The sequence below is a fragment of the Natronorubrum sediminis genome, assembly GCF_900108095.1.
Lineage (GTDB): Archaea > Halobacteriota > Halobacteria > Halobacteriales > Natrialbaceae > Natronorubrum > Natronorubrum sediminis.
On the sequence record NZ_FNWL01000001.1, the window covers coordinates 1,392,072 to 1,416,048 of the forward strand.

Sequence of the window (23,977 nt, forward strand, 5' to 3'; positions counted from 1 at the left end):
CGTCAGACGATGGTTCATACGGACGAGTGGATTAGCTGGGCCCTTCAAACCGGTGTTCCTCGAGCACGTCTCGATCGAGTTCGACGCCGATCCCCGGCTTCTCGGGAACCTCGATGTAGCCGTCCTGAATGAGCGCTTCGTCGCGAGTGACGAGGTCGTCCCACCAGTCGACTTCCAGCGCGTGGAACTCGAGGACGTCGAAGTTCGGAATGGCCGCGCCGAGGTGGACGCAGGCCATCGTGCCGATCGGACTGCAGACGTTGTGGGGCGAAATCGGCATGTAGTTCTCCTCGGCTCGGTCGGCAATGCGCATGGTCTCGCTGAGGCCGCCGACGGTCGTCGGATCCGGCGTGACGATGTCGACGCCGTGTTCGTAGATCAACTCGGAGAGTTCGTGAACCCGGAAGCGGTTCTCGCCGGTCGCCGTCGGGGTCGTCGTCGACCCGTTCACCTCGATCTGGGCCGACATGTTCTCCGGCGGGAGCAGATCCTCGAGCCACATCAGTTTGTACTCCTCGAGTTCGTGAGCCAATCGCTTCGCGCTCTCGACGGAGTAGTCCCAGTGACAGTCGAACGCGAGGTCGACGTCGTAGCCGATCTCCTCGCGAACGGCCTCGACGATCTGGCGCTTGTGCTCGATCGCTTCGTTCGAGAGCCGACCGTTGAACGGGTCGGGATCGTTGTCCATCTCGAGGTCGAGGTCGAATTTGAGCGCGTCGAAGCCCAGATCGAGGACGCGCCGCGCTTCGTTCGCGTAGGCTTCCGGGGAGTACGCCTCGGCCTCAGCGTAGGCGGTCGCGCCGTCTTCGACGGCGTAGGCCTCGCCGGCGTGACAGTCGCAGTACATCCGAACTTCGTCGCGGAACTTCCCGCCGAGGAGCTGGTAGACCGGGACGTCGAGGATCTTCCCCGCGGCGTCCCAGAGGGCGATTTCGATGCCCGAGGCGGCCGTGACGACCTTGCCCGTCGTCCCGCCGTGGCCCGACATCTCCTGGACGATCTGTCTGAACAGTCGCTCCACGTCGAGGGGGTTCTCCCCGAGCAGGAAGCGCTTCGTGTACTCGACGAGTTCGGGAACGCCGCCGCCGCGGTAGGACTCCCCGATGCCGGTCACACCTGCGTCCGTCTCGATCTCGATGATGTTCCACTCGAAGTTTCCTTCGACGACGTGGGCGGTGATGTCCGTAATTTCGACGTCTCGGTCTGCGTCTCGGTGTTGAATGTGGTTTGAGTAATCTCTCATGCTGGTCTGAACGTCTCGAGTGCGTCTTTATCTAACTGTACGCCGTGGCCCGGTTCCTGTGGGAGGGGGATCGACCCGGTGTCGTCCGGTGACAGCGGGTTCTCGACGATATCGTCGAAGACCTTCACGTCCATGTCGCGGTAGAAGTACTCCACGAAGAGACCGTTCTCGATCGAGCCGACGAGCGAGGCGTGAAGGTTCCAGTTGTAGTGGGGAGCGAGTTCGATGTCGTAGGCTGCCGCGTGGTGAGCGATCTTGAGCCACTCGGTAATGCCGCCACAGACCGTCGCGTCGGCCTGCAAGACGTTCGCCGCACCGTCGTCGTAGAGGCGCGCGAAGTTGTACCGAGTTCCCTCGAGTTCGCCCGTCGCGACGGGGTAGGCGATCGCCTCGTTGAGTTCGGCCATCGCCTGCACCTTGTCGATCATCACGGGCTCTTCAATGAAGTACGGATCGTACGGTTCGAAGGCTCGACAGGCCCTGATCGCCTCGTTCGCGCTCGACCAGACGCCGTTCGCGTCGAGCAAGAGCGTTCGGTCCGGCCCGATCTCGTCTCGGACGGCCTCGACGCGTTCGACCTCTTCGGCGACCGACCGACGACCGACCTTCATCTTGACGATGTCGTGGCCTTCGTCGAGGTAGCGTTGCATCTCGGCGCGAAGGCCCTCGTGACCCTTGTCGTCGCGGTAGTAGCCGCCGCTGGCGTACGCCGGAACGGCGTCCGCGTACCCGCCGAGGAGCTTGTACAGCGGTTGGCCCGCCGCCTTCGCTTTCGCGTCCCAGAGGGCGATGTCGACGCTCGAGATGGCCCGGAGCAAGATCCCTTGCCGGCCGATCTGGACGTTTCCGTCGAACATCTTTCGCCAGAGCCGTTCGGTGTCTCGGGGATCCTCGCCGACGAGCAACGGCTCGAGCATGTCCTCGACCGCGTCGGCGATCAGGTGGGCACCTTCGTAACCGAGCGAGTAGCCAACCCCCTCGACGCCCTCGTCGGTTCGCACGTACGTGATCGCGTGATCGCGGTACGTGATCGTTCGATTCGAGAAGGAGACCGGCGATTCCAGTGGAATCTCTACCGGAAAGGATTCGACGCTGGTTATCTCCATGGGCCGATGTGTGACGGTTGTTCTCAAATAACTTGTTATCCGGGCAAGATCACGGTCGATCGACACGACGATCGGCGAGCCGTATGCGGGTTCGAACTGTCGAACCCGCGTCCGAACCGACGGCACTGTTTTAACGAACGCGCGTGAACGTCGCACGTAGACACCGAACTCATGGAGTTTCCCACTCGAGCCCACGTGGACGACCTGATCGACCCACAACCGCTGCCGCCGTTCGTTCGGGTGGCCTACGAACCGTCGGCCGAAACCGTCTCCGACCCCCTCGAGACGATCCGTTCGGAACTCGACGAACTGCCCCTCGACGACCTCGAGGCCGGTTCGACCGTCGCCGTCGGCGTCGGCAGTCGCGGCATTCACCACCTCGAAGCCTACGTCGAGGAAATCGTCTCGGCGCTGCAGACACGAGACCTCAAGCCCCTCGTCGTCCCCGCGATGGGCAGTCACGGCGGAGCGACGTCCGAGGGCCAACTCGAACTCCTCGAGGCCCTCGGCGTCACGGAGTCGAGCGTCGGCGCGCCCATCGACGCCGACATGGCCGTCGACGAACTCGGCGAGGTGACCGTCGGCGGGACGGAGACGACGGTTTCGTTCTCGAGCGTCGCTCGCGAGGCCGACGGCGTGGTGGTCCTCAACCGAGTCAAACCCCACACGAACTTCACGGGGAAACTCGAGAGCGGCCTGTGCAAGATGAGCGTCGTCGGCCTCGGGAAGCAACCCGGCGCGAAGTCGTTTCACTCGACGGCGATTCGACACGGCTACGTCGAGACGATGGAGGCCCTGCTCTCCGTCGTCAGGGAGGAGACGCCACTGCTCGGCGGGATCGCACTCGTCGAGAACTTCGACGAGGAGACGGCACACATCGAGGGCGTCTCGGCCTCGGCGTTCGAGCAGCGAGAGCCCGAGTTACTCGCACGGGCGAGAGCGGAGATGGCGACGTTACCGACGGACGACCTCGACTTGCTCGTCGTCGACGAGATCGGCAAGGAAATCTCCGGCGCCGGCATGGACACGAACGTCATCGGCCGGTATCAGGTGCTCAACGCCCCCGATCCGGAGACGCCCGCGATCGACCTCATCTACGCCCGCGGACTCACGGAGAGGACGAAGGGGAACGGTAACGGCATCGGTCTGAGCGACATCACGCGACGTGACGCGATCGAGCAACTCGACCTCCAGAAGACCTACGCGAACGCGCTGACCAGCGGCTCGCTGTCGAAGGCACAACTCCCCGTCGTCGCCCCGGACGACGAACTCGCGATTCGAACTTCCCTCTCGGCGCTCGGCGGCTACGACCCCGAGACCGTGACAATCGCGTGGATCGAGAACACTACCGAGCTCTCCGAGATGCACGTCTCACCCGCTCTGCTCGAGGAAATTTCCGACGACGTGACCGTCCTCGAGCGCGAACGACTCGAGTTCGAAGACGGCACGAGAGCGTTCGTCTCGGAGTGAGACGGCAGGCGATCGAACGAAGCAGAAGTTGGTGGCGACGTTCGTTACTCGCGGTCGGTCCAGAAGTCGAACGAACGCCCCGGGGCGAACACGTCCAGTCCCACGGCGCGTTCGTCTCCCGTGTTCTCCACGCGGTGTTCCTCCCAGGACTCGAGCAACACCGAGTCGTTCTTCTGGAGGGTTACCTCGTCGTCTTCGGTGTAAATCGTGAGTTCGCCCTCGAGACAGAGACACACCTGCTCGTTTTCGTGGTCGTGCATCGGCGAACTGTGACCCGGCGGCTTCTCGAACCACTCGAAGCTGAACTGGTCGCTGCCGGCCATCGAGACTCGTCGCCAGCCCTCGTCGGGTTCGTACGTCTCCGCGGTGTCGAAGTCGACCGGCTTCATAGGTTCGACGCCCCCGAGCCGCCGTCGATCGGCACCGATACGCCGTTGATGAAGCCGGATTCCGGCGAGGAGAGGAACGCGACGGTGTTGCCGAGTTCCATCGGGTCGCCGATCCGACCGACCGGGATGCCCGAACCGCGGGCCTCGAGACCTTCCTCGTAGCTGTCGTACTCGCCGCGGTCGACGGCCTGCTCGACGAGTTCTTTGATCCGAGCCGTCTCGTGTGGGCCGGGAAGAACGGCGTTGGCGCGGATGTCCGGCGCGAACTCCTTCGAGAGCGTCTTCTCGAGGCCGATGACGCTCATGCGAACCGAGTTCGAGAGGACGAGGCTGTCGATGGCCTCCTTGACGCTTCGGGAGGTGATGTTGACGATGGTGCCGCCGTCACCCTCCCGAAGGTGGGGTTCGGCCTCGCGAGCAAGCCTGACGACGCTCATCACGAGCAGGTCGTAGGCCTGGTACCAGTCCTCGTCGTCGGTCTCGAGGAACGGGCCGGAAGGCGGGCCGCCCGCGCTCGTCACGAGGTGGTCGAGTCCGCCGAACTCGTCGACGGTCGTCTGAACGAGTGCTTCGATGTCGTCTTCGTCGGTGAGGTCGCCTGGTTGGGCGACGACCTCGCCGGTCGCGACATCTTCGACCTCCGATTTGGCCTCCTCGAGTTGGGCCTCGTCGCGGCCGTTGATGACGACGTTGACGCCCTCTCGAGCGAGCGCCTTCGCCGATGCCTTGCCGAGTCCACTCGACGACGCCGTTACGAGTGCCGTGTTACCATGGATCTGTAAGTCCATCACGTCATACTGCGAGAGGACATTATAAAAAAGATTGCTGTCGCGTACAAGAGCAGCGAGCCCCCGCAAACGCGGAGCCGTCTTCGTGTCATGTAGTTGTAATTAACTCTACGTGCTCGTCAGGACTCGAGGTACTCGGCCACGGATTCGGCCGCGACTTTCCCGAAGACGGCGGCGTTGGTGAGGCCGGTACCGCCCGGATAGTTGTTGTAGAACAATCCGCCCGTGACGTTTCCGGCGGCGTACAGCCCCGGAATCACGGTGTCGGTCGTGTCGAGCACTTCGGCGTCGGGGGTGATCGCGACGCCGCCGAAGCCGAACGTCATGCCGCCGGTGACGGGGTAGCCGGTGTACGGTGGCTCCTCGAGGGGAAGCGCCCAGTTCGACTTCGGTAACTCGAGGCCGTCGGTCGCGTTGCCGTCGAGGACGTTCGGGTCGTAGCGGTCGCTCGCGTCGGGGTCGCAGGCCTCGTTGTACGCTCGAATCGTCTCGACGGCGCGCTCGACGTTCGCGATGTCGAGGCGACGAACGAGTCCCTCGAGTGAATCGGCCTGAATCGCTCGAGAGGGACCCATGTGAGCCACGTCGTCGACGACGGTCGAATCGACGACGATGAACGCCTCGTGGTGGGGCTGTTCGAAGATTCGCCGACCGAACTTGGCGTAGGTGTGTGCGCGTGCGTCTTGTCCTTCGTCGACGAAGCGCTCCCCGTCGTGATTGAGAATCAGGCCGTACTGATAGCCGTCGATGCGGGTGATTCCGCCCTCGACGTCGGGCGAGCCGGCGTCGATCAGGGCCATGTGCGCGTCGCCGAACTCGCCGGCGGATTTCGCGCCAACGTCCATCGCCGCCTCGATGACCTCGCCGGTGTTGTACCGGCTGCCGCGGACCTTCATGTTGCCGTAGCCGGGGCCGTAGTAGCGCGTTCGCTTCTCGGTGCTCGAGCCGTAGTCGCCCGCCGCGAGAATCGTCGCGTCGGCGGAAAACTCCGTTCGCTGGCCGTCCACGAAGGCCTCGACGCCGGAGACGGAGCCGTCGTCGGCTCGTAGGACCCCACGAGCGTCAGCCCGGTAGAAGATGTCGACGCCTTCGGCCTCGAGAACGTCCACGATATCGGCGATCATCTCGGCACCGTCGAGCCAGACCCGGCCAGCGGTGTATCCCGGATGTGGGGCGTCGTACTCCCACTCGAGGCCGTGGCCGGTCAACCACTCGAACATCGACGCAGCCTCGCTCGTGACGACCGAGGCGAGGTCGTCGTCGGCCCGGTAGTGGGTCACGTTCATGATGTCCGAGTAGAAGTCGGCGCTCGAGTAGTCCTCGACGTTGAATTCGACGTCCTCGAGGTCGATATCGGCCGTCGGGATGCGAAACGACTCGGTAAAGCGTGTGTGGCCGCCACGATTCGCTTTCGGCGCTTTCTCGAGAATCGCGACCGAGTAGTCCTGTTCCGTGGCGCGCAATCCGGCAGTCAGTCCAGCGATGCCACACCCGACGATAACGACGTCGTAGGCTTCCTGATCCATGGGTGCCATCGTCTAGCATCTGCGGACGGGTGCTTAGTGGTGCCGATTGTCACCACTCTCGTTGTGACAACATCGTTCGTATCGAGGCTCCACGTCGAACGAGTGCGCCCCCATATAAAGTCCCGTGATGGTGAACAGAATTGACGGCGTCTGCGAACAGAGTACACAGATGAAGACATTCGACATCATCACTGTTGGTTGTCGGTACCACTCAACCGAACGTCGCTAAAACATTACGAGCATACGTCTGTAACAGATAGGTCGCGGGGAGCGAGTCGATAGATCCGAATTTGACTCCTAGGAAATCTATAACGTCGGTGTTCGGCAATAGTGTACTTTACATGGGCGTAGTGTGTACACACCACTCATGCAACAGGATAGCGAGGAAAACGCGACCGAGGTGAAGTCCGTCACGAAGACGTTGGCGATCATCGAGACCCTCCAGGGCCTCGATGGGGGGCGCGTAACGGAGGTCGCGAACGAACTCACGTGGCCCAAGAGCACGGTCTACAACCACATGGAGACGCTCGAGCAGTGTGGCTATCTAGTCAAAGAGGGAGACATCTACAATCTAAGCCTCCGATTCATGGATCTCGGCGAGTACGTCAAAAACCGCGACGAGGTGTACAGCCTCGTCGAGCCACGAATCGAAGCGCTCGCAGAGCGAACCGGCGAACGGGTCCAATTCGTCGGCGAAGAACACGGGAAGTGCGTCTTCATCCGGATTGCGATGGGCGATAACGCCGTGAGCACCGGCAGCCGACTCGGCCGACGCCGGAAAATGTTACACGCAACCGCGTCCGGAAAGTCGTTACTGGCGTTCATGCCCGAATCGGAATCCGAGGCGATCATCGAATCGATCGATCTCCCGAAGCTCACGCCAAACACCATCACTGAACGGGACGAACTCCACGAGCACCTCGAGGAGATTCGTGACCACGGCTGTGCGTTCAACTATGAGGAACATATTAAGGGTTTACGAGCGGTCGCTGCGCCGGTCAAACGACAGGACGGCACCGTGGTCGGTTCGATCAGCGTCTCGGGGCCTGCCCACCGGATGAGCGGCGATTACTTCACCGACGAACTACCGAGTACCATTCTCGGCGTCTGCAACGAAATCGAACTCGACATCGTCTACCAGTAGCGGACTACTGCTTTCAGAAGTCGATGAAACGAACTCCGAGCGAGTGTCGACGGAGTATCAGTGTCATTCAAGGGTACCGGTGTCGAGCCCACTGTATGGCACGTGTTCCACTCAGGCGACAAGACGACCTCCCGGACGACTACCAGTATCTCCTCGGCGAGGACGCGTTGGGCGAACGCAACCTCCTCTGTGCGATGGCGAACAACCCCGATGCGTTGCAATCGTACATGCGCTACGGGACGACACTCTGGTCCGACGGCGGCCTCGAGGCAGACGACCTCGAGCGCTGCATCCTCACGATCGCTCGCGAACTCGAGGCGGTCTACGAGTGGCACCAGCACGTCCCGATCGCCCGGGAAAACGGCGTCTCGGACGACGAGATCCTCGCCATTGCCGACAAGGACCGAGACCGGTTCGACGAACGGGTGAGCGCACTACTCCACTACGTCGAGGCCGTCGTCCGCGACGAGGTCGACGACGACCGATTCGCGGTCCTCTCGGAATGGTTCGAGCCGACGGAAATCGTCGGCATCACGCTGCTCGCTACGCACTACCTCGCGACGGCCCGGTTCCTGAGCGCGCTCGAGGTGCCACTCGAGGACTCGTTCGTCGGCTGGAATCTCGAGGGCGAGTAGCCCGAAACGAATCGGGCGGCGGGAAGCGTTCGAGGGCCGCGACGTGTGAGCGGAAATAACGTGTGAGCGAGGAACGAAGTATTATACGAGACTGACTCGAACCCCGAGTACATGAGCGACCGAGTGCTCCTCGAGCGACGCGAGCAGATCGCGACGATCACCGTCAACCGACCCGAGAAGCGCAATTCGATGAACGTCGAGACCCGAAAAGAGCTCCGAGCGGCGTTCGAAACCGCCGTCGACGACGACGACGTGCGAGCGATCGTGCTCCGAGGGGCCGGCGAGGGCTCGTTCATCGCGGGCGGCGACATCGAGGCCTTCTCCGAATACGACCTCGTCGACGGCCTCGAGTACGGCGAGACGCACGGACAGGCGCTGTACAACTATGTGGCCGACGTGCCGAAGCCGACGATTGCCGCGGTCGATGGCTATGCCCTCGGCGGCGGGACCGAGATCGCACTCGCCTGTGACATTCGGCTCGCGACCCCCGACGCGGTGTTCGGCCTCCCCGAGATTACCATCGGAATCATTCCGGGCGGCGGCGGGACGCAACGGCTGGTCCACGCCATCGGGTCCGGCCTCGCTCGAGAGTTGATCCTCACCGGACGGACCGTCGACGCCGACGAAGCGGACGAAATCGGACTCGCAAATCACGTCTACCCCGACGAGGCGTTCGACGACGAAGTCAGGAAGCTGGCGACGCAACTCGCCTCGAGAGCACCGATCGCCCAGCAACTGGCCAAAGAGGCTATGGATCGAAGTCTGAATATCGAGGCTGGACTCGACTTCGAGCGCCTCGCGAGCGCGCTCCTGTTCGCAACGGACGACCAGAAGGAGGGTGCCGAGGCCTTCCTCGAGGGGCGAGAGCCTGAGTTCGACGGAAAATAAGCGCGCGAACGGCTGTGACGACTACGACGGGCGGTCGCCGATCTTCAGCCCGACGTTCTTCGTCGCCGTGAACTGCTCTACGGCCTCGAGGCCCTTCTCGCGACCGAAGCCGCTCTCACGGAAGCCGCCGAATGGCGTCTCGACGCCGCCGGCGAACCACTCGTTGACGTACACCTGCCCGGCGACGACGTCGCGGGCGAACCGGTGGGCGCGCTCGAGGTCGTGGGTGAAAATACCCGCCGTGAGGCCGTACTCGCTGTCGTTTGCGAGTTCGATCGCTTCTTCCTCAGTACTGAACGGGATCACGGTGAGGACGGGACCGAAAATCTCCTCCTGACTGATTCGGTCGTCGTTGCTCGCGCCGTCGAAGACCGTCGGCTCGACGAAGTACCCTTCCTCCGTTTCGTCGGGAGCACCGCCGACGATCGGCTCGCCAACCTCGCTCGAGCCGATTTCGATGTACTCGCTGACCGTCTCGTACTGGGCTTGGGAGACGAGTGGGCCGATGTCCGGATCGTCGAGGCCGGTGCCGACCTCGAGTGACTCCACCGCGTCGACGAGTCGCTCGAGGAACGCCTCGCGAATATCCTCGTGGACGATCAGGCGGTCGCCGGCCGAACAGACCTGTCCCGCGTTACGCGTGAAAATCGAGATGAGCGTCTGCTCGACGGCTTGCTCGAGGTCGGCGTCCGGGAAGACGACGTTCGGGTTCTTGCCGCCGGCTTCGATGTGGGCGGGCGTGAGCTGTCGGCCCGCAGCAGCTGCGACCGCCTTGCCGGTCTCGACGGAGCCCGTGAACGCGACGCAACTGACGTCTTCGTGTTCCGTCAGCGGTTCGCCGGCGTCGACGCCGTATCCCGTGACGACGTTGACCGTCCCGGAAGGAGCGCCTGCCTCGTCGAGAATTTCGGCGAGGACGAGTGCCGTCAGCGGCGTCTGTTCCGCCGGTTTGACGACGACGGCGTTGCCGGCAGTGAGCGCGGGGGCAACGGTCCGGCCGAAGATAGCCGCCGGAAAGTTCCAGGGGATGATGTGGCCGGTAACGCCGAGTGGTTCCTGAATCGTATAGTCGACGTACTCGCGACCGAGGGGGATCGTCTCTCCCTGAATTTTGTCCGCCATCCCCGAATAGTACTCGAAGTACCGACTGGCGGCGTCGATTTCCGTCCGCGCCTGCGAGATCGGTTTGCCGTTCTCGCGGGTCAACAATCGCGCGAGTTCCTCACGTCGGTCGGCGATGAGATCCGCCGTTCGACGCAGTATCCGTCCTCGCTCGGCAGGTTGGAGTCCGTACCACTCGGTCTGGGCCTCGAGTGCGGCGTCGACCGCCCGGTCGACGTCAGACCCCGATCCGGCCTGGATCGACGTGAACGATTCCTCCGTCGCGGGGTCGACGACCGAAATCGTCTCTCCGGATGCCGACTGACTTTCGGTCCCGTCGATGAACAGGCCGTACTGATCGCGAGCGGTTTCGTTGTGTGTCGCCATGTATCAGACGTACGCTCGAGTGCTGATTAGTATTTTGCACCAACGCCTGTCGAACACGGTATTGTCGAATCGACGACGAGACTCGATAAGAACGGGGGAGAACGGTGGCGACGAGCCGAGGTCGGCGATGACCAATCGATACTCGATAGGAGGGGATCAGTACGGCGGGAAGCCCGGACGCGAAACCTCGGGGATCGTGCGGGCGTCCAGCACGAGCGGGACGTCGGGGTCTGCGTCGTAGTACTCTTCGACGACCGAGAGGTCGTCCGCCGAACGAATCACGGCACCGTTCGCGCCGAATCCTTCGGCGATGTCGACGAAGTCGGGGCTGTCGTACGTGCTGCCCGTCTCGCGGTCGTGAACGAGGTTCTGGCGGTGGCGGATAATTCCGTAGCTGCTGTCGTTGAAGACGGCGATGAGCAGTGGCAACTCGAGGCGGACGGCCGTTTCGATCTCCTGAATCACCTGAATGAGTGCGCCGTCACCGGTGTAACAGACGACGGGGCGATCCGGTGCGGCCGCCTTCGCCCCCAACGCGGCGGGAAGCGAGTAGCCCATCGTCCCGAAGTTGCCGTTGATCAGCATCGAGGCGTCTTCGCCGAGTTCGTGGAAGACGGCGGGAAAACCGGTGTTGTTCCCCGAACCGACGGTGAGAATCGCGTCGTCCGGGACGCGCGCTGCGAGCTCGAGGGTGAACTCGCGGGGGTCGATCTGGTCGGGTCGCTCCTCGAAGCCGTCGGCCCACGGCGAGGGTGCCCGTTCGATGGTCTGGGCGACGCGGGAGGCTCGCTCCGGATCCGTCTCGCAGCGGTGGATAAGGTCGGCGACGGTTTCTCGCGCGTCGGCGCGGATTCCGATCGCGGGCTCCTGGTGGGTCCCGATCGACTCCTCTTCGATGTCGATCTGGATTACGTCGGCGTCGGCGTACAACTCGCCGTAACGGGTCGTCTTCCCGGACAGTCGAGCACCGACGACGACTGCCACGTCGGCGTCCCAGAGGAGGTCGTCGTTCGCCGGCGACATGAACGTGCCCGCGATGCCACTGACCATCGGGTGCGCTTCGTCGAGGAGCGAGCGACCGAAGTACGTGGTCGCGACCGGTGCGCCGACGTGTTCGGCGAGCGTTGCAATTTCACTCCCAGCGTCGGACCGAACCGCTCCCCCGCCCGCAAGAATGACGGGATGATCCGCGTCGTCGAGCAACGACGCCGCCGCTTCGACGTGGCGTTCGTCGGGCCGCACCCGCTGTCGTGGCCGTTCGCTCGGCGTGTACTCCTCGTCGGGTGCCTCGCCCTCCTGGACATCCGCCGGCACTTCGACCAAGACGGGGCCGCTTCGGGTTCGCGCGCGATCGAACGCCCGCTCGAGGACCTCGGGAATCGTCGACGGCGTTTCGATTCGCGTCTGGTAGACCGAGATCGGCGAGGCGAACGTCGGATGGTCCAGATACTGAAGCGAGGTCTCCCGCCCCTCGATACTCGTGTCCCCGACGAGGATCACCATTGGGATATTGTCGCGGTCGGCAGCGGCGATACCGGTCGCGCCGTTCGTCACCCCCGGGCCGTGAGTTAGCGTGCAGGCGGTGACGCCCTGTTTCGTGCGCGCAGCGCCGTCGGCCATCGTGACGCCGGCTTGTTCGTGACGAGCCTGCTGGAACTCGATATCCCGATCGTTGACTGCGTCGAGCAGGTGCGCGTTACCTTCGCCGATGACGCCGAACAGCGTGTCGATTCCCTCCGCAGCGAGTGCATCGAGGATGTACGCACTCCCCGTGCTAGCAACGTCCATGGCTCGAGCAAACACCCCGCCGGTCTTATCGTTTCGGTTTGTGATTTTGGCACGGACCCACGCGAATTACATCGATAGCAGCCGTGTCGAAGGAGAATCCGAACACGACGGGCGATCCGTGCGAGCAATTATGTGTCTGTCCGTGAGAGATGGTGGCATATGGATTCGGAGGTCATCGGGACGTTCAGGACTGTCGACTCGAGTATCGTGTCCGACGCGCTGGACCAGTACGGAATCGACGGCGTCGCGACCGAAATCGGCGCGGTCGATCCGTCACAGAAAGCGGTCGGGCGGGCCCACACGCTCCGGTTCGAGCCCGTCTCGAACCCGGGGTCGCAGACGAACTTCCCCTACGCCTTGCTCGAGGAACTGCGTTCGGACCGCGTCCTCGCCATCGACGGCGTCGGCCCGGAGCTCTCGTGTTGGGGTGGAAACGCCTCCGTACTCGCTGAACGCGCGGACGTCGAAGGCGTGGTCGTCGACGGGGGCTACCGCGACGTCCCGGATATTCGGTCGGGGACGTTTCCCGTCTTCGGTCGCGCGCCGACGCCGAAAACCGGCCAGCGGCGACTGACCGTCGAGGAAGTCGGCGGAACGATCGACATCGGCGGCGTCGCCGTCTCGGCCGACGACGTCATCGTCGCGGACGGAACCGGCGTCGTCGTCGTGCCCGCCGAGAGCGCCGCCGAGGTCGCCGACACTGTGGCCGAAATCCGTTCTGAGGAGTCGACCATCGAAGAGAAAATCGACGCCGGCGCGACCGTCGCCGACCTCGAGGACGATGACCACGAGTTCTGAGCCGCTGGCCGCGCTCCGAGCGATCCTCGCGACTTCACGGGTGATCGTATGAGCGCGGCTCGTCGCTGTTACGCCTGTGGCTCGCGCGAAACAGGCCTCGTCGCTCGTTGTTCCTGTGGCGAAGCGCTCTGGCTCGAGACCGACGCGGCGTCGTTCGAGTGGGACGACGTGACCGACGCACCCGGAATGTGGCGCTACGAATCGCTGCTCCCCGTAAGCCCGCCCGACGGGCTCTTCGAGGCAGCGGGCGGAACGCCACTCGTTCGCGAGCCGTCGCTCGACGCGTTCGCCGGCGCTCGCGTCCACCTCAAGATCGAGGGAGGTAATCCAACCGGCTCGTTCAAAGACCGCGGCAGTGCGCTCGGCCTCGCGGCGCTGCAGGCTGGCGACGAACTCGATGAGGCCGTCGACGCCGTCGGCACCGTCTCCCACGGAAACATGGCGATCAGCACGTCCGCCTACGCCGCCGCGGCGGGGCTGCCCTGTGTCGTACTCGTCCCCGAGGACATCCCGGAGAGCCGCCTCGAGACGATCTCGCAGTTCGATCCGACGGTACTCCGGGTCGCGGGCGACTACGGCCGACTCTACGAGCGGACCCTCGAGATCGGTCCCGAGCGAAACATCGCCTTCCTGAACTCCGACGTGGCGCTTCGCGTCGAGGGCCAGAAGACGACGGCCCTCGAGATCTGCGAGTCGTTCGCGCCCGACGCGCCCGACGCCATCGTCGTGCCGACAAGCAGTGGCGGTCATTTCAGCGGGGTCTGGAAGGCGCTTCGCGAACTCGAGTCCGCCGGCGTTCTCGCGGACGTACCTCGACTGTACGCCGTGCAGGCCGCGGCCAGCGCACCGATCGCCGAGGCGTACGAGCAGGGTGCGAACGAGGTGTCGCGGGTCGAACGCGGCGAGACGGTCGCCTACTCGATCGGCAATCCCGATCCGCCGAGCGGGACGCGCGCCCTCGCCGCGATCGACGAGACGGACGGCGCGGCCGTCGGGCTCGAGGATCCGGAAATCCTAGAGGCTCAACGGACCCTCGCCGGGGAGGCCGGCCTCAGCGTCGAAGCGTCGTCGGCGACCGCGCTGGCGGGGATTCGACGACTGGTCGACGCGGGTGAGATCGACGCGAGCGACGACGTTGTCGCCGTCACGACCGGGACGGGACTCACCGACCACCTCGGCTCCGGATCCGCCGACCTCGTCGACATCGAGGGGCTCGAGGAGCGACTCGCTGCATTCGGGGACGACTAAAGATTGGTCTTCCGGCTGGAGTGACACTCCGGGCAAACTGTTATGGCCCGCGGTATCGATACGCACGAACTAGATGAGCGATCCTGATCAGCAACCAGATCCAGAATTTTTCCACGAGAACGACCGCATCCGCGAGTTCGTCGACACCGTCCACGCCACCGCGGACGAACACGAGGAGGTCCCGGCACTGCTCGACGCCCTCGAGGAGCCCTTCGAAGAACTCCTCATGGAGGACGGCTGGCTGCCCGAACGCTACCAGCACCTGACGCCCGACGACATGGAAGACAAGGGCGACATGGGAAGCGATATCGCCCAGTGGCTGCTCTATCGGTTCGGAGAAAAACTCGCCCTGTTCACGCTCGTGCTCCCGCCGGGTGCGGAGACGCCCATCCACGACCACCTCGCGTGGGGGCTCGTCGGCATCTACGGCGGGACCCAGCGCGAGGAGTTCTACCGCCGCGTCGACGACGGCGGCCACGAAGGTGACGCGGAACTCGAGCACCTGCGGACCGAGGACAACGGCCGGGGCGACTTCTACCGGCTCGAGCCGCCGAACAACGACATCCACTCGGTGGAGACGACCTCGGACGAACCGAGCGTCAGCGTCCACCTGCTCGGGGCCGACGTGGGCTGTATCGAGCGCCACGCCTTCTGTGCCGACGACAACGACGTCGAACTGTTCCAGTCGGGCTACAGCAACGTCGAGTGCGAGGACGTCCGCGGGCCGCCGGAAGTCGGCCACGGACACGGCGGACACGGACACGCACACAGCCACGGAGAGGGCGGACACAGCCACGATCAGGGCGAACACTCGATCGAACACACCGCAAATGAGTAGCTCGCACACACTCGGAGACGCCCCATGACCGACGTGGTCGACCTCTCTCGCCTCGTCGCTCGCGTCGAGGACGGTTCGACGATCGCGTTCGGCGGCAAAACGTTACACCGAGCGCCGATGGCGTTCGTCCGCGAGTTAGTCCGAGCGGACGTCTCGGATCTCGTCCCGATTGGGCTCGCGAACTCGATGGATATCGACCTGCTCGCCGGAACGGGACAACTCGAGGCAGCGTGCTACGGCTACGTCGGCTTCGAGGCGTTCGGCCTCGCGCCGAACACCCGGCGAGCGATCGAAGACGGCACGCTCGAGGCTCGAGAGGGGACGTGTTACACCGTCGCGACGGCGTTGCGCGCCGCGATGCAGGGCGTTCCCTTCCTCCCGATCGCCGGATTAGACGGGAGCGACCTCCTCGAGATCGGAGACGACTACCTCGCGGAGGCGACGGACCCGTTCACCGGCGAGTCGACGTACGCGGTTCGGCGGGTCGAGCCGGATATCGCCGTGATTCACGCGACGGAAGTCGACACCGACGGTAACGCTCGCTTTGACGGCGCGGACCTCACCGAAAACCTCGTCGCGAAGGCGGCGGATCGGGTCTTCGTCACCGCGGAGCGAGTGGTCGACGCCGACGCGTTCACGGACGATCCCGGCTCGACTGACGTGCCGGGGGTGCTGGTCGACGCCGTCGCCGAGGTACCCGACGGTGCCCACCCCTGTAGCTGTCCGGGCAGCTACGACTACGACCGCGAACACCTCGAGCAGTATCTCGAGGCCGCGAGTTCGGGCGATCTCGAGGCCTACCTCAGCAAGTACGTCGGCCCGGACGAAGACCACTATCGCGACCGTGCCGTCGCCGACCGACGGGAGGTACTCGAGTGGTCGGCCCGTCAGTCCGCAGTTTCGAGCGATGGTGGGGTCGACGACGGCGGCTCGATCGAAGCGGAGTCGAGGACGACGGACTCGAGCGGTGCAGTGACGAGCGAGACGGCCTCGAGCAACGCAGCCTCGAGCGATCACCGGCACGATCCGGAACCCGCTATCGACTGTACGATCGCCGAGGTCATGACCGTCGCAATCGCTCGACGACTCGAGGAAATCTCGGTCGCGTTTCAGGGGTTCGCCTCGCCGCTGCCGACGGTCGCCCTCCGGGCGGCGCGCGAGCGGGCCGGAACCACCCATCTGAGCGCGTCGGGAGCGATGAACGGATCACCCGCCGAAACGCCGCTCTCGACGGAAGACGCGCGGCTGCTCGAGGGAGCGCCGGCGCACTTTTCCTCGCCCGAGGCGTTCGATCTGGCGGCGCGTGGGGGCGTCGACGTGATGTTCGTCGGCGGGGCACAGGTCGACCGGCGCGGCCGGCTCAACAACACCGTCGCGGGCTCGTGGGCGGATCCGACGGTCAAGTTCGGCGGCGGCGGCGGTGCGGGCTCGCTGCTCCCCCTCGTCGAGGAGGCCTGGGCCTGGCGAACCGAGCACCGCGCCCGCTCGCTCCCCGCCGAGGTCGACTTCACGACCGCGGAGGGGAACCTCACCTACCTCGTGACGCCGCTGTGTGAGTTCGAGCGCCGCGACGGTGAGTTGCAGGTCGTCTCGATCCATCCCGGCGTCTCTCGCGAGGAGATCCGCGAGCGAACGGGGTGGGACGTGCGCTTCGCCTCGAGTGAGGTCGACGAGACGCCGCTTCCGACTGACGAGGAACTCGAGGCCCTCGAGCGCGTCGATCCCACCCGTGTCCGTCGGTCCGGATTCGAGACGCTCTCGGCCCTCGAGTGAGGTGCCGAGCGGCGACGGTGGAATTCGCCCGACCTCAGAAATTCGCTCGAAGGTATCGGGGTGCACCGTGTGAACACCCCAACACTTATGCGAACTTCTCGCAAATGTCCCGGCGATTGCACCACAATGGAGCTCGACCTCTCACCAGAGACGACGATGCTTCGCCGGGAGATCCGGCGCTTCGTCGACGAGGAGTTTCGGCCGATACTCACCGAACTCGCTGACGACATCGACCGATATCACGACCTCGAGCCGGAGAACCCGGAACTGACCGACAACGTTCGGCCACACCCGATTAAGATTCCCGAAGACGACCGAGAGCGACTCAGGCAGAAGGCGAAGGACGCCGGCTTCTGGGCGATGGGCGTTCCCGAGGAGTACGGCGGCGGGGGACTCAGCCTCGTCGAGCGCTGCGTCGTCCTCGAGGAACTCTCGAAGCACCGACTCGGCCTCTATCAGCCCGGACTCGGCGTGATCGAACTCGGCCCCGGCCTGACGGTCGGTGAGCCCTCTGCGTACCTCGGGGCGGCGAACGAGGACCAGATCGAGCGTTTCTTCCAGCCGTGTATCGACGGCGAGAAGCAGAGCTGTTTCGCGCTGACGGAGCCCGCGGCGGGTTCGGACCCGCGCGGAATGGAGACGCTGGCGACGAAAGAGGGTGAGGAGTGGGTTATCGACGGAACCAAACACTACATCTCGTGGGCGGGCGACGCCGACTTCCTGATTCTCTTCGCGCGAACGGAACCGAAGGGCGACGACATCTCCGACCACGGCATCACCGCATTCCTCGTCCCGGCAGACGACGACGGCGTCTCGATGCGATCGATTCCGGTTATCCGGCCGGAGTACCCCTTCGAGGTGACGCTCAACGACGTTCGCGTTCCGGCGGAGAACGTCCTCGGCGAGGTCGGCTCCGGGCTGGGACTCGCGAAGGAGTGTCTTGGCGAGTCTCGAGTGCTCTACGCGGCGAACTCGCTGGGCCCGATCGATCAGTCGATCCGGCTGGGCATCGAGTGGGCCAACGACAGAACCGTCGGCGGGAAGCCCCTCGCCGACCGGCAGGCGATCCAGTGGAAGATCGCCAAATCCGCCGTCGACTACCAGGCGGCGAAGTACTCCGTCTACCACGCGGCCCAGCAATTCGACGACGGCGAGGACATCCGTCACGAGTCCTCGATCACCAAGTACCAGACCACCGAGTCGCTCTGGACCGTCCTCGACCGAATGGTCCAGATCCACGGCGGTGCCGGCGTCGACGCCGACCTCCCCCTCGAGCGGTGGCTGCGGGAAGCCCGCGTCCGCCGAATCGGCGAAGGCCCCTCAGAGATCCACCTGAAGACGATCGCGCGAAACCTGCTCAACGGCTACGAGGACCCGGATCCGCTTCCCCTCGAGTGAGTCTCCGACCGAGATGAGGACCCGATCGGTTCGCATAGCCGGTGCTGGATCGATCGCCTCGTCCGATCAGTGTCGAACCGATCGACTCGCTCAGCTGGCGCTGAACCGGACGATGGGTGGGGTAACCGGTTGCTTTTAGTAACGCTCGAGTGAACGCTCGAGCAACATGTTGGGTTCGCTTCGACGGGTTACCGAGGTCGACCGACCGACGGTCGTCGCCCCGGTGACGGCTGGCCACGGGGTCAACGAGTTCTTCTCCATCGTTATCCCACCGATTATTCCACTCCTGGTCTCCGATCTGGGTATCACGTACGGACAGGCAGGCGTGTTGGTCACCGTCTTCTTCGTCATGTACTCGATCTTCCAGCTTCCCGCGGGGATCGTCGCCGATTGGGTCGGGAAAAAGCGCATGTTCGTCGCCGGCCTCCTCGGGATGTCCGCGGGCATCGTGCTCGCGACCGCCGCGCCGACCTACGAAGTATTGCTTCTCGCACAGACCGTCGCCGGCATCGGCGGCAGCACCGTCCACCCCACCGGCATGTCGCTCATCAGCGACGTCGAGGGGAGCGAAACCGAGGGCAAGGCGATGGGCGTCTTCGGCTTCGGCGGCGCGCTCGGGACGATGTCCTCGCCCCTCGTCGTCGGCGGGCTCGCAGCGGTCGCGGGCTGGCGAGTCGCACTCGCCGGCGCGCTCGTCGTCGGGTTCGCTGTCACGGTGTACATCATGCGGGTGTTTCCAGACGACGAACCGGGAACGACGCGAGCGACTCGAGCGGACGGTGGTCGACCTACGTCGGTTGGCGAGACGATACGTGCCGCGAAGGGGGTCCTCGACGTTCCGCTGACGAGAGGAATCGTCCTCCTGTTTTTCGTCACGCTCGTGCTCTCGATGCAACATCGGGCGATCCAGACCTACACGACGTCGTACATCACCGCCGAGACGGGAACGTCCGCGACGATCGGCAACGTGGCGTTTTTCGCCCTGCTGGTCGGCGGAAGCCTCTCCTCGCTGTGGGCGGGAGACCTCGCCGACCGGTTCGACCGCAAGCGACTCGGGATCGCCGCCTCGGTCGCCACCGCCGTCCTCGTCGCGGCGACCCTGCTCGTCACGCCACTCGTCGACGGCGTGCCGTTCGGGCTTCTCCTCGCCGTGCTCGTCGTCTGGTTCTCGATCATCGGCGTGATGATGTACGCGAGCTACCCGGTGAAGAACGCGCTCGTCTCCGAACACGCCGAGGCGACCTCGAGCGGCGGGCTCTTCGGCGTCATCCAGACCGGTTCGGCCCTCGGAAGCGCGAGCGGGCCGGCGCTGTTCGGCGCGCTCTCGACGCAGTGGGGGATCGTCGCGGCGTTTCCCGCGATTGCCGGCGTCAGCGTCGTGCTCGCGGCGCTGTTCGTGGCGCTGATGGTGATCGACTGACGAGGGAGAACGAAACGAGGAGATTCTCTTACGCTACCGTTCGCGGCGTCTCGTTACTCGGCGTCGAGGACGTTCTCGCGCATCTCCTCGGACATCGTCCCCATGAGATCGGCGTTGGTTTCGACTTCCTGCATGACGAACCGTGACGACGTTTCGTTGACGCCCTCGATCGCGATCACGTCGTCGATGAGCGTGTTCATCTGGTCGCGATCCTGGACGCGAGCGAGGATGACGAAGTCGACGTCGCCCATCGTGTAGTAGACGTCGACGATGCCGTCGATATCGGCGAGTTGGTCGCCGATATCGTCCGCGTAGCCCCGCTCGTGAGAGACTGAAACTTCGGTGATGAGCAACATGTTCAATCCGAGCGCGTTCGGATCGATCGAGACGGAGGGCGTCGAGATCACGTCGTTCTCTTTGAGTTTGTTGAGCCGATAGTGGATCGTCGATTTCGAGATATCGAGCTCTTCCGCGAGTTCCTCGAGGCTTCGCTCGTAGTCGTCCTCGACGGCCTCGAGGATTTTGAGATCGGTTTCGTCGAGATCGGGATTCATTTAATACGACAGTTGTCGGGCCGGGCTATATTTGCGTGTCGTTTCAAACACAGGACTCGAGCCTCGAGACGTGAGTTTCCGGGAAATCGACACGGGAGCCCGTCTCAGTCCATCGCCGCGTCGGAGACCTCGAGCGCGTCGTCGAGGACGTCGATCGCGTCGTCGACGTCGGATTCGGTGATCGGCAGCGGCGGCGCGATGATCAACGTGTTGATCATGTTCGCGACGTAGACGCCGTCTGCGGCGGCCGCGTCGGCGACCTCGTCCACCACGGTCGAACCCGTCGAGATCTTGTCCGAGCGTTCGCCGAATGGGACGCGTTCGTCCTCGCTCTTCGTCAACTCGATGCCCCGGAAGAGGCCGACACCACGGGTGTCGCCCACGCTCGGGTGGGACTCGGCGAGTTCCTCGAGTCGGTCGCCGAGGTACGCGCCGACATCGCTCGCGTGTTCGATCAGGTTCTGTTCCTGGTAGGATTCGACGGCGGCGAGGCCGGCGGCACAGGCGACGGGGTGGCCCGCGTACGTGTGGCCGTGACAGAACATCTCGTCTTCGAAGTGGTCGGCGATTTCGTCGGTGACGATCGTCGCGCCCAGTGGCGCGTACGCACCGGAGAGACCCTTCGCCATCGTCATAATGTCCGGCGTCACGTCGAAGACGTCACAGCCGAACCACTCGCCGGTGCGCCCGAAGCCGGCCATGACCTCGTCACAGATCAAGAGCGCGCCGTGCTCGTGAGCGATCTCCTTGAGCCGCGGCAGGTACTCCTCGGGCGGGACGAGGATGCCGTTCGAGCCGACGATCGGCTCGACGAGGACGGCGGCCACCGTATCGCCCTCGAGCATGAGCATCTCTTCAATGTAGTCGAGACTCTCCATGGGATCGAGCGTCGAGCCGTAGGCGTAGGGGTCAGGAGCCTTGATCGTACCCGGGATGCCGGGTTCGGCCTTCAGGCGTCGCGGGTCGCCGGTGACGCTGATCGAGCCGGCGGTCGCGCCGTGGTAGGAGCGATAGCGAGAGATGATCTTCTGCTTGCCCGTGTACATGCGAGCGATCTTGATGGCCGCCTCGACGGCCTCCGTTCCGCTCGTCGAGAAGAACGTCTTCGAGAGGTTTCCGGGGGTGACTTCGGCGAGTTTCTCGCCGAGGCGCGCTCGAGCCTCGGTCGCGAAGCCTGGTGCGAAATACGCCCCCTTCTGGGCCTGTTCTGCCATCGCGTCGGCGACGGCGTCGGCCGAGTGGCCGAGGTTCGAACACATGAGCTGTCCGGAGAGGTCGAGGTACTCGGTGCCGTGTGCGTCGGTGAATCGGACGCCGTCGCCGCCGACGACCTCCGTCGGATCGACTTCGTTCTGGTAGGACCACGTGCCGAAGACGTACTCCTTGTCGAGTGCTTCGACGTCGGTGCGACCGTCTTCGTCCGTCGATCGAGTCGAGTCTGTCATGGGATATCACTGCAATCGTTCACTGGTCTCTTAGTCTTTTCGAGGAGGGAGCGAATATGTAGTCTGCTGTCTAGATTTGGGACTAATATTGAGACAACTTCCCCAGATATCTACGTTAGGTAGAATATCGTACATTCGCACCGAAGTCTTTATTTCCTCGTCGAGATGATACCCCGTATGGTCGACTTGCGCGAACCCGACGGCACCGAGGCGGTCGAAAACTACGTTGACGGGGCGTGGCAGACGCCAACCGGCGACGACGAACAGGCGCTTTCGAACCCGGCGACGACGGAGCCACTCGGCTCGGTCACGTTCAGTTCCGAATCGGACATCGACGAGGCAGTCCGAGCCGGCAACGAGGCATTCGAAGAGTGGTCCCAGGCACCCGTCGAAGAGCGAATTCAGCCGCTATTCAAGCTCAAGACGCTGCTCGAGGAACACCAGGACGAACTCGCAGAAATTCTCGTCCAAGATCACGGAAAGACGCTCGCGGAGGCCCGCGGCGAACTCCGACGCGGGATCGAGAACGTCGAGGTCGCCTGTGGCATTCCCTCGATGATGCAGTCGGGGTCGCTGCTCAACGCTGCCCCAGAGATCGACGAGAGCGCGGTTCGCAAGCCACTGGGCGTCTTCGCCGCGATCACGCCGTTTAACTTCCCGGGAATGATCCCCCTGTGGTTCCTTCCCTACGCGGTCGCGACCGGAAACAGCTTCATTCTCAAGCCCAGCGAGCAGAACCCACTCGTCGCGACCCGGCTGTTCGAACTGATCGACGAGGCGGGCTTCCCAGACGGCGTCGTCCAACTGGTCAACGGCGGCGTTGACACGGTCAACGGCCTCATCGACCACGAGGGCGTCGAGGGCATCTCGTTCGTCGGCTCGACGCCGGTCGCGAAGCTCATCTACGAGCGCGCGGCGGCGAACGGCAAACGCGTGCAGGCCCAGGGTGGCGCGAAGAACCACATCATCGTCACCGAGACGGCTGATCTCGAGTTCGCCGCGGAGAAGACGGTCTCCTCGGCGTGTGCCTGTGCGGGCGAGCGCTGTCTCGCGAACGACATCGTCCTGGTCGAAGACGGCGTCTACGAGGAGTTCACCGACCTGGTCGTCGAAGAGACGGCCTCGCAGGTCGTCGGCAACGGTCTCAACGAGGAGACCGACATTGGCGCGCTCATCAGCGAGGAACACGAACAGCGCGTTCGAGACTACATCGACACCGGCGTCGAAGAGGGTGCAACGGTACTGCTCGACGGCCGCGATACAGAGATCGACGGTCACGAGGACGGAAACTTCCTCGCACCGACGGTGTTCGGCGACGTCAGCGAAGAGATGACCATCTCTCAAGAGGAGATCTTCGGCCCGGTCCTCGGGCTGGCCTCGGTCGACTCGGTTGACGACGCGATCGAGCGGATGAACCGCAGTCGGTTCGGCAACGCGGCGAGTCTGTTCACCGGAAGCGGTGCGGACGCCCGCAAGTTCCGACACGAGGGTGAGATCGGTAACCTCGGCGTCAACGTCGGCACCTCAGCGCCGATGGCGTTCTTCCACTTCGGCGGCTGGAAGGACTCGTTCTTCGGCGACCTGCACGCTCAGGGCGAGGACATGATCCACTTCTACACCGACAAGGCGGTCTATATCGAGCGCTGGCCGGACGCCTAAGGCGTCCCAGTACGGCCCTCTCGACTCGAGGGAGGCGGTGACGACGATATACACACCGTTCGTGTTTGGCCGAAACGACTCCTGCCATCACTTTCGCGGCGGACGGTTCGTAGTGCGGTCGATTTTGTCGAGAGCCGTCACTACCGAGAATCGACGACGCTCTCGGCCACAACACCTATAACGTCGAGAACCATGGGTGATATTGACAGCCAAGATCCGACGCGACGACCCGTGACTGGTGAGCCAGCACTCGAGTGCAAGTCTCGAACGCGGGCGTTCGGACGCGTGTGTCGGCTCGAATACGCGTCCATCCCGATCACGCCTGACGCCACGAAACGGCGTCCAGCGGCCTGTAAGCGGCCCGAGACGACGCTTGATC

At 64.1% G+C, this 23,977-nt stretch carries 20 protein-coding genes; 11 read left to right on the forward strand and 9 right to left on the reverse strand.

From position 1 onward, the window contains the following. Positions 1-31: 31 nt before the first annotated feature. Positions 32-1,243: a mandelate racemase/muconate lactonizing enzyme family protein gene (locus BLW62_RS06815; RefSeq protein WP_090506275.1), complete on the reverse strand. Its 1,212-nt coding sequence runs from the start codon at positions 1,241-1,243 to the stop codon at positions 32-34. After that, positions 1,240-2,349: a mandelate racemase/muconate lactonizing enzyme family protein gene (locus BLW62_RS06820; RefSeq protein ID WP_090506276.1), complete on the reverse strand. Its 1,110-nt coding sequence runs from the start codon at positions 2,347-2,349 to the stop codon at positions 1,240-1,242. Before BLW62_RS06820 ends, BLW62_RS06815 begins: the two co-directional genes overlap by 4 nt. A gap of 171 nt (positions 2,350-2,520) precedes the next feature. Between BLW62_RS06820 and BLW62_RS06825 the strand changes: the two genes are divergently transcribed. Next, positions 2,521-3,819, forward strand: coding sequence for a nickel pincer cofactor-dependent isomerase, group 22 (locus tag BLW62_RS06825; RefSeq protein ID WP_090506277.1), 1,299 nt, complete (start codon positions 2,521-2,523; stop codon positions 3,817-3,819). A gap of 44 nt (positions 3,820-3,863) precedes the next feature. On the opposite strand, the gene BLW62_RS06830 is transcribed toward BLW62_RS06825, so the two are convergent. From BLW62_RS06830 to tcuA, 3 genes are all read right to left on the reverse strand, one after another. Beyond that, the gene (locus BLW62_RS06830) at positions 3,864-4,208 is read right to left on the reverse strand and encodes a cupin domain-containing protein (RefSeq protein WP_090506278.1); all 345 of its coding nucleotides are present in this window, start codon (positions 4,206-4,208) and stop codon (positions 3,864-3,866) included. Further along, positions 4,205-4,996 carry an SDR family oxidoreductase gene (locus tag BLW62_RS06835; protein ID WP_090506279.1) on the reverse strand — a complete coding sequence of 264 codons (792 nt, stop codon included), beginning with the start codon at positions 4,994-4,996 and terminating at the stop codon, positions 4,205-4,207. Before BLW62_RS06835 ends, BLW62_RS06830 begins: the two co-directional genes overlap by 4 nt. A gap of 119 nt (positions 4,997-5,115) precedes the next feature. Further along, positions 5,116-6,531 carry an FAD-dependent tricarballylate dehydrogenase TcuA gene (tcuA, locus tag BLW62_RS06840; RefSeq protein ID WP_090506280.1) on the reverse strand — a complete coding sequence of 472 codons (1,416 nt, stop codon included), beginning with the start codon at positions 6,529-6,531 and terminating at the stop codon, positions 5,116-5,118. Positions 6,532-6,889: 358 nt separating this feature from the next. Between tcuA and BLW62_RS06845 the strand changes: the two genes are divergently transcribed. From BLW62_RS06845 to BLW62_RS06855, 3 genes are all read left to right on the forward strand, one after another. Then, complete coding sequence (locus tag BLW62_RS06845) at positions 6,890-7,666, forward strand: IclR family transcriptional regulator (protein ID WP_090506460.1); 777 nt, start codon at positions 6,890-6,892, stop codon at positions 7,664-7,666. A gap of 95 nt (positions 7,667-7,761) precedes the next feature. Next, positions 7,762-8,301, forward strand: a complete 540-nt coding sequence (locus BLW62_RS06850) for a carboxymuconolactone decarboxylase family protein (protein WP_090506281.1) — start codon at positions 7,762-7,764, stop codon at positions 8,299-8,301. Positions 8,302-8,412: 111 nt separating this feature from the next. Then, entirely contained in the window at positions 8,413-9,189 is a 777-nt protein-coding gene (locus BLW62_RS06855) for an enoyl-CoA hydratase/isomerase family protein (RefSeq protein ID WP_090506282.1), read from the forward strand. A gap of 21 nt (positions 9,190-9,210) precedes the next feature. Here BLW62_RS06855 and BLW62_RS06860 read toward each other — a convergent pair whose 3' ends face one another. Both BLW62_RS06860 and BLW62_RS06865 read right to left on the reverse strand, forming a co-directional pair. After that, on the reverse strand, positions 9,211-10,677 hold the full coding sequence (locus BLW62_RS06860) for an aldehyde dehydrogenase family protein (protein WP_090506283.1): 1,467 nt from the start codon (positions 10,675-10,677) through the stop codon (positions 9,211-9,213). Between the two features lie 156 nt (positions 10,678-10,833). Further along, the gene (locus BLW62_RS06865; protein ID WP_090506284.1) at positions 10,834-12,465 is read right to left on the reverse strand and encodes a thiamine pyrophosphate-binding protein; all 1,632 of its coding nucleotides are present in this window, start codon (positions 12,463-12,465) and stop codon (positions 10,834-10,836) included. A 159-nt stretch (positions 12,466-12,624) separates the two neighbouring features. Between BLW62_RS06865 and BLW62_RS06870 the strand changes: the two genes are divergently transcribed. The 6 genes from BLW62_RS06870 (at position 12,625) to BLW62_RS06895 (ending at position 19,940) form a co-directional block, all read left to right on the forward strand. Beyond that, entirely contained in the window at positions 12,625-13,263 is a 639-nt protein-coding gene (locus tag BLW62_RS06870) for an RraA family protein (protein ID WP_090506285.1), read from the forward strand. A gap of 48 nt (positions 13,264-13,311) precedes the next feature. Next, a complete protein-coding gene (locus BLW62_RS06875) occupies positions 13,312-14,511 on the forward strand; it encodes a threonine synthase (RefSeq protein ID WP_090506286.1) in 1,200 nt (399 codons plus the stop codon). Positions 14,512-14,584: 73 nt separating this feature from the next. Continuing rightward, entirely contained in the window at positions 14,585-15,349 is a 765-nt protein-coding gene (locus BLW62_RS06880) for a cysteine dioxygenase family protein (protein ID WP_090506287.1), read from the forward strand. Positions 15,350-15,373: 24 nt separating this feature from the next. Continuing rightward, positions 15,374-17,122: a CoA-transferase gene (locus BLW62_RS06885; protein WP_090506288.1), complete on the forward strand. Its 1,749-nt coding sequence runs from the start codon at positions 15,374-15,376 to the stop codon at positions 17,120-17,122. Between the two features lie 126 nt (positions 17,123-17,248). After that, the gene (locus BLW62_RS06890) at positions 17,249-18,520 is read left to right on the forward strand and encodes an acyl-CoA dehydrogenase family protein (protein WP_217630526.1); all 1,272 of its coding nucleotides are present in this window, start codon (positions 17,249-17,251) and stop codon (positions 18,518-18,520) included. 166 nt (positions 18,521-18,686) lie between these two features. Then, positions 18,687-19,940 (forward strand): MFS transporter, encoded by a 1,254-nt coding sequence (locus BLW62_RS06895; RefSeq protein WP_090506289.1) that lies wholly within the window; start codon positions 18,687-18,689, stop codon positions 19,938-19,940. A 53-nt stretch (positions 19,941-19,993) separates the two neighbouring features. On the opposite strand, the gene BLW62_RS06900 is transcribed toward BLW62_RS06895, so the two are convergent. Together BLW62_RS06900 and BLW62_RS06905 are read right to left on the reverse strand one after the other, a co-directional pair. Then, on the reverse strand, positions 19,994-20,494 hold the full coding sequence (locus BLW62_RS06900) for an Lrp/AsnC family transcriptional regulator (protein ID WP_090506290.1): 501 nt from the start codon (positions 20,492-20,494) through the stop codon (positions 19,994-19,996). Between the two features lie 104 nt (positions 20,495-20,598). Further along, a complete protein-coding gene (locus BLW62_RS06905) occupies positions 20,599-21,939 on the reverse strand; it encodes an aminotransferase family protein (protein ID WP_090506291.1) in 1,341 nt (446 codons plus the stop codon). 177 nt (positions 21,940-22,116) lie between these two features. Here BLW62_RS06905 and BLW62_RS06910 point away from each other — a divergent pair, with 177 nt between their 5' ends. Then, the gene (locus BLW62_RS06910; protein ID WP_090506292.1) at positions 22,117-23,598 is read left to right on the forward strand and encodes a CoA-acylating methylmalonate-semialdehyde dehydrogenase; all 1,482 of its coding nucleotides are present in this window, start codon (positions 22,117-22,119) and stop codon (positions 23,596-23,598) included. Positions 23,599-23,977 lie beyond the last annotated feature (379 nt).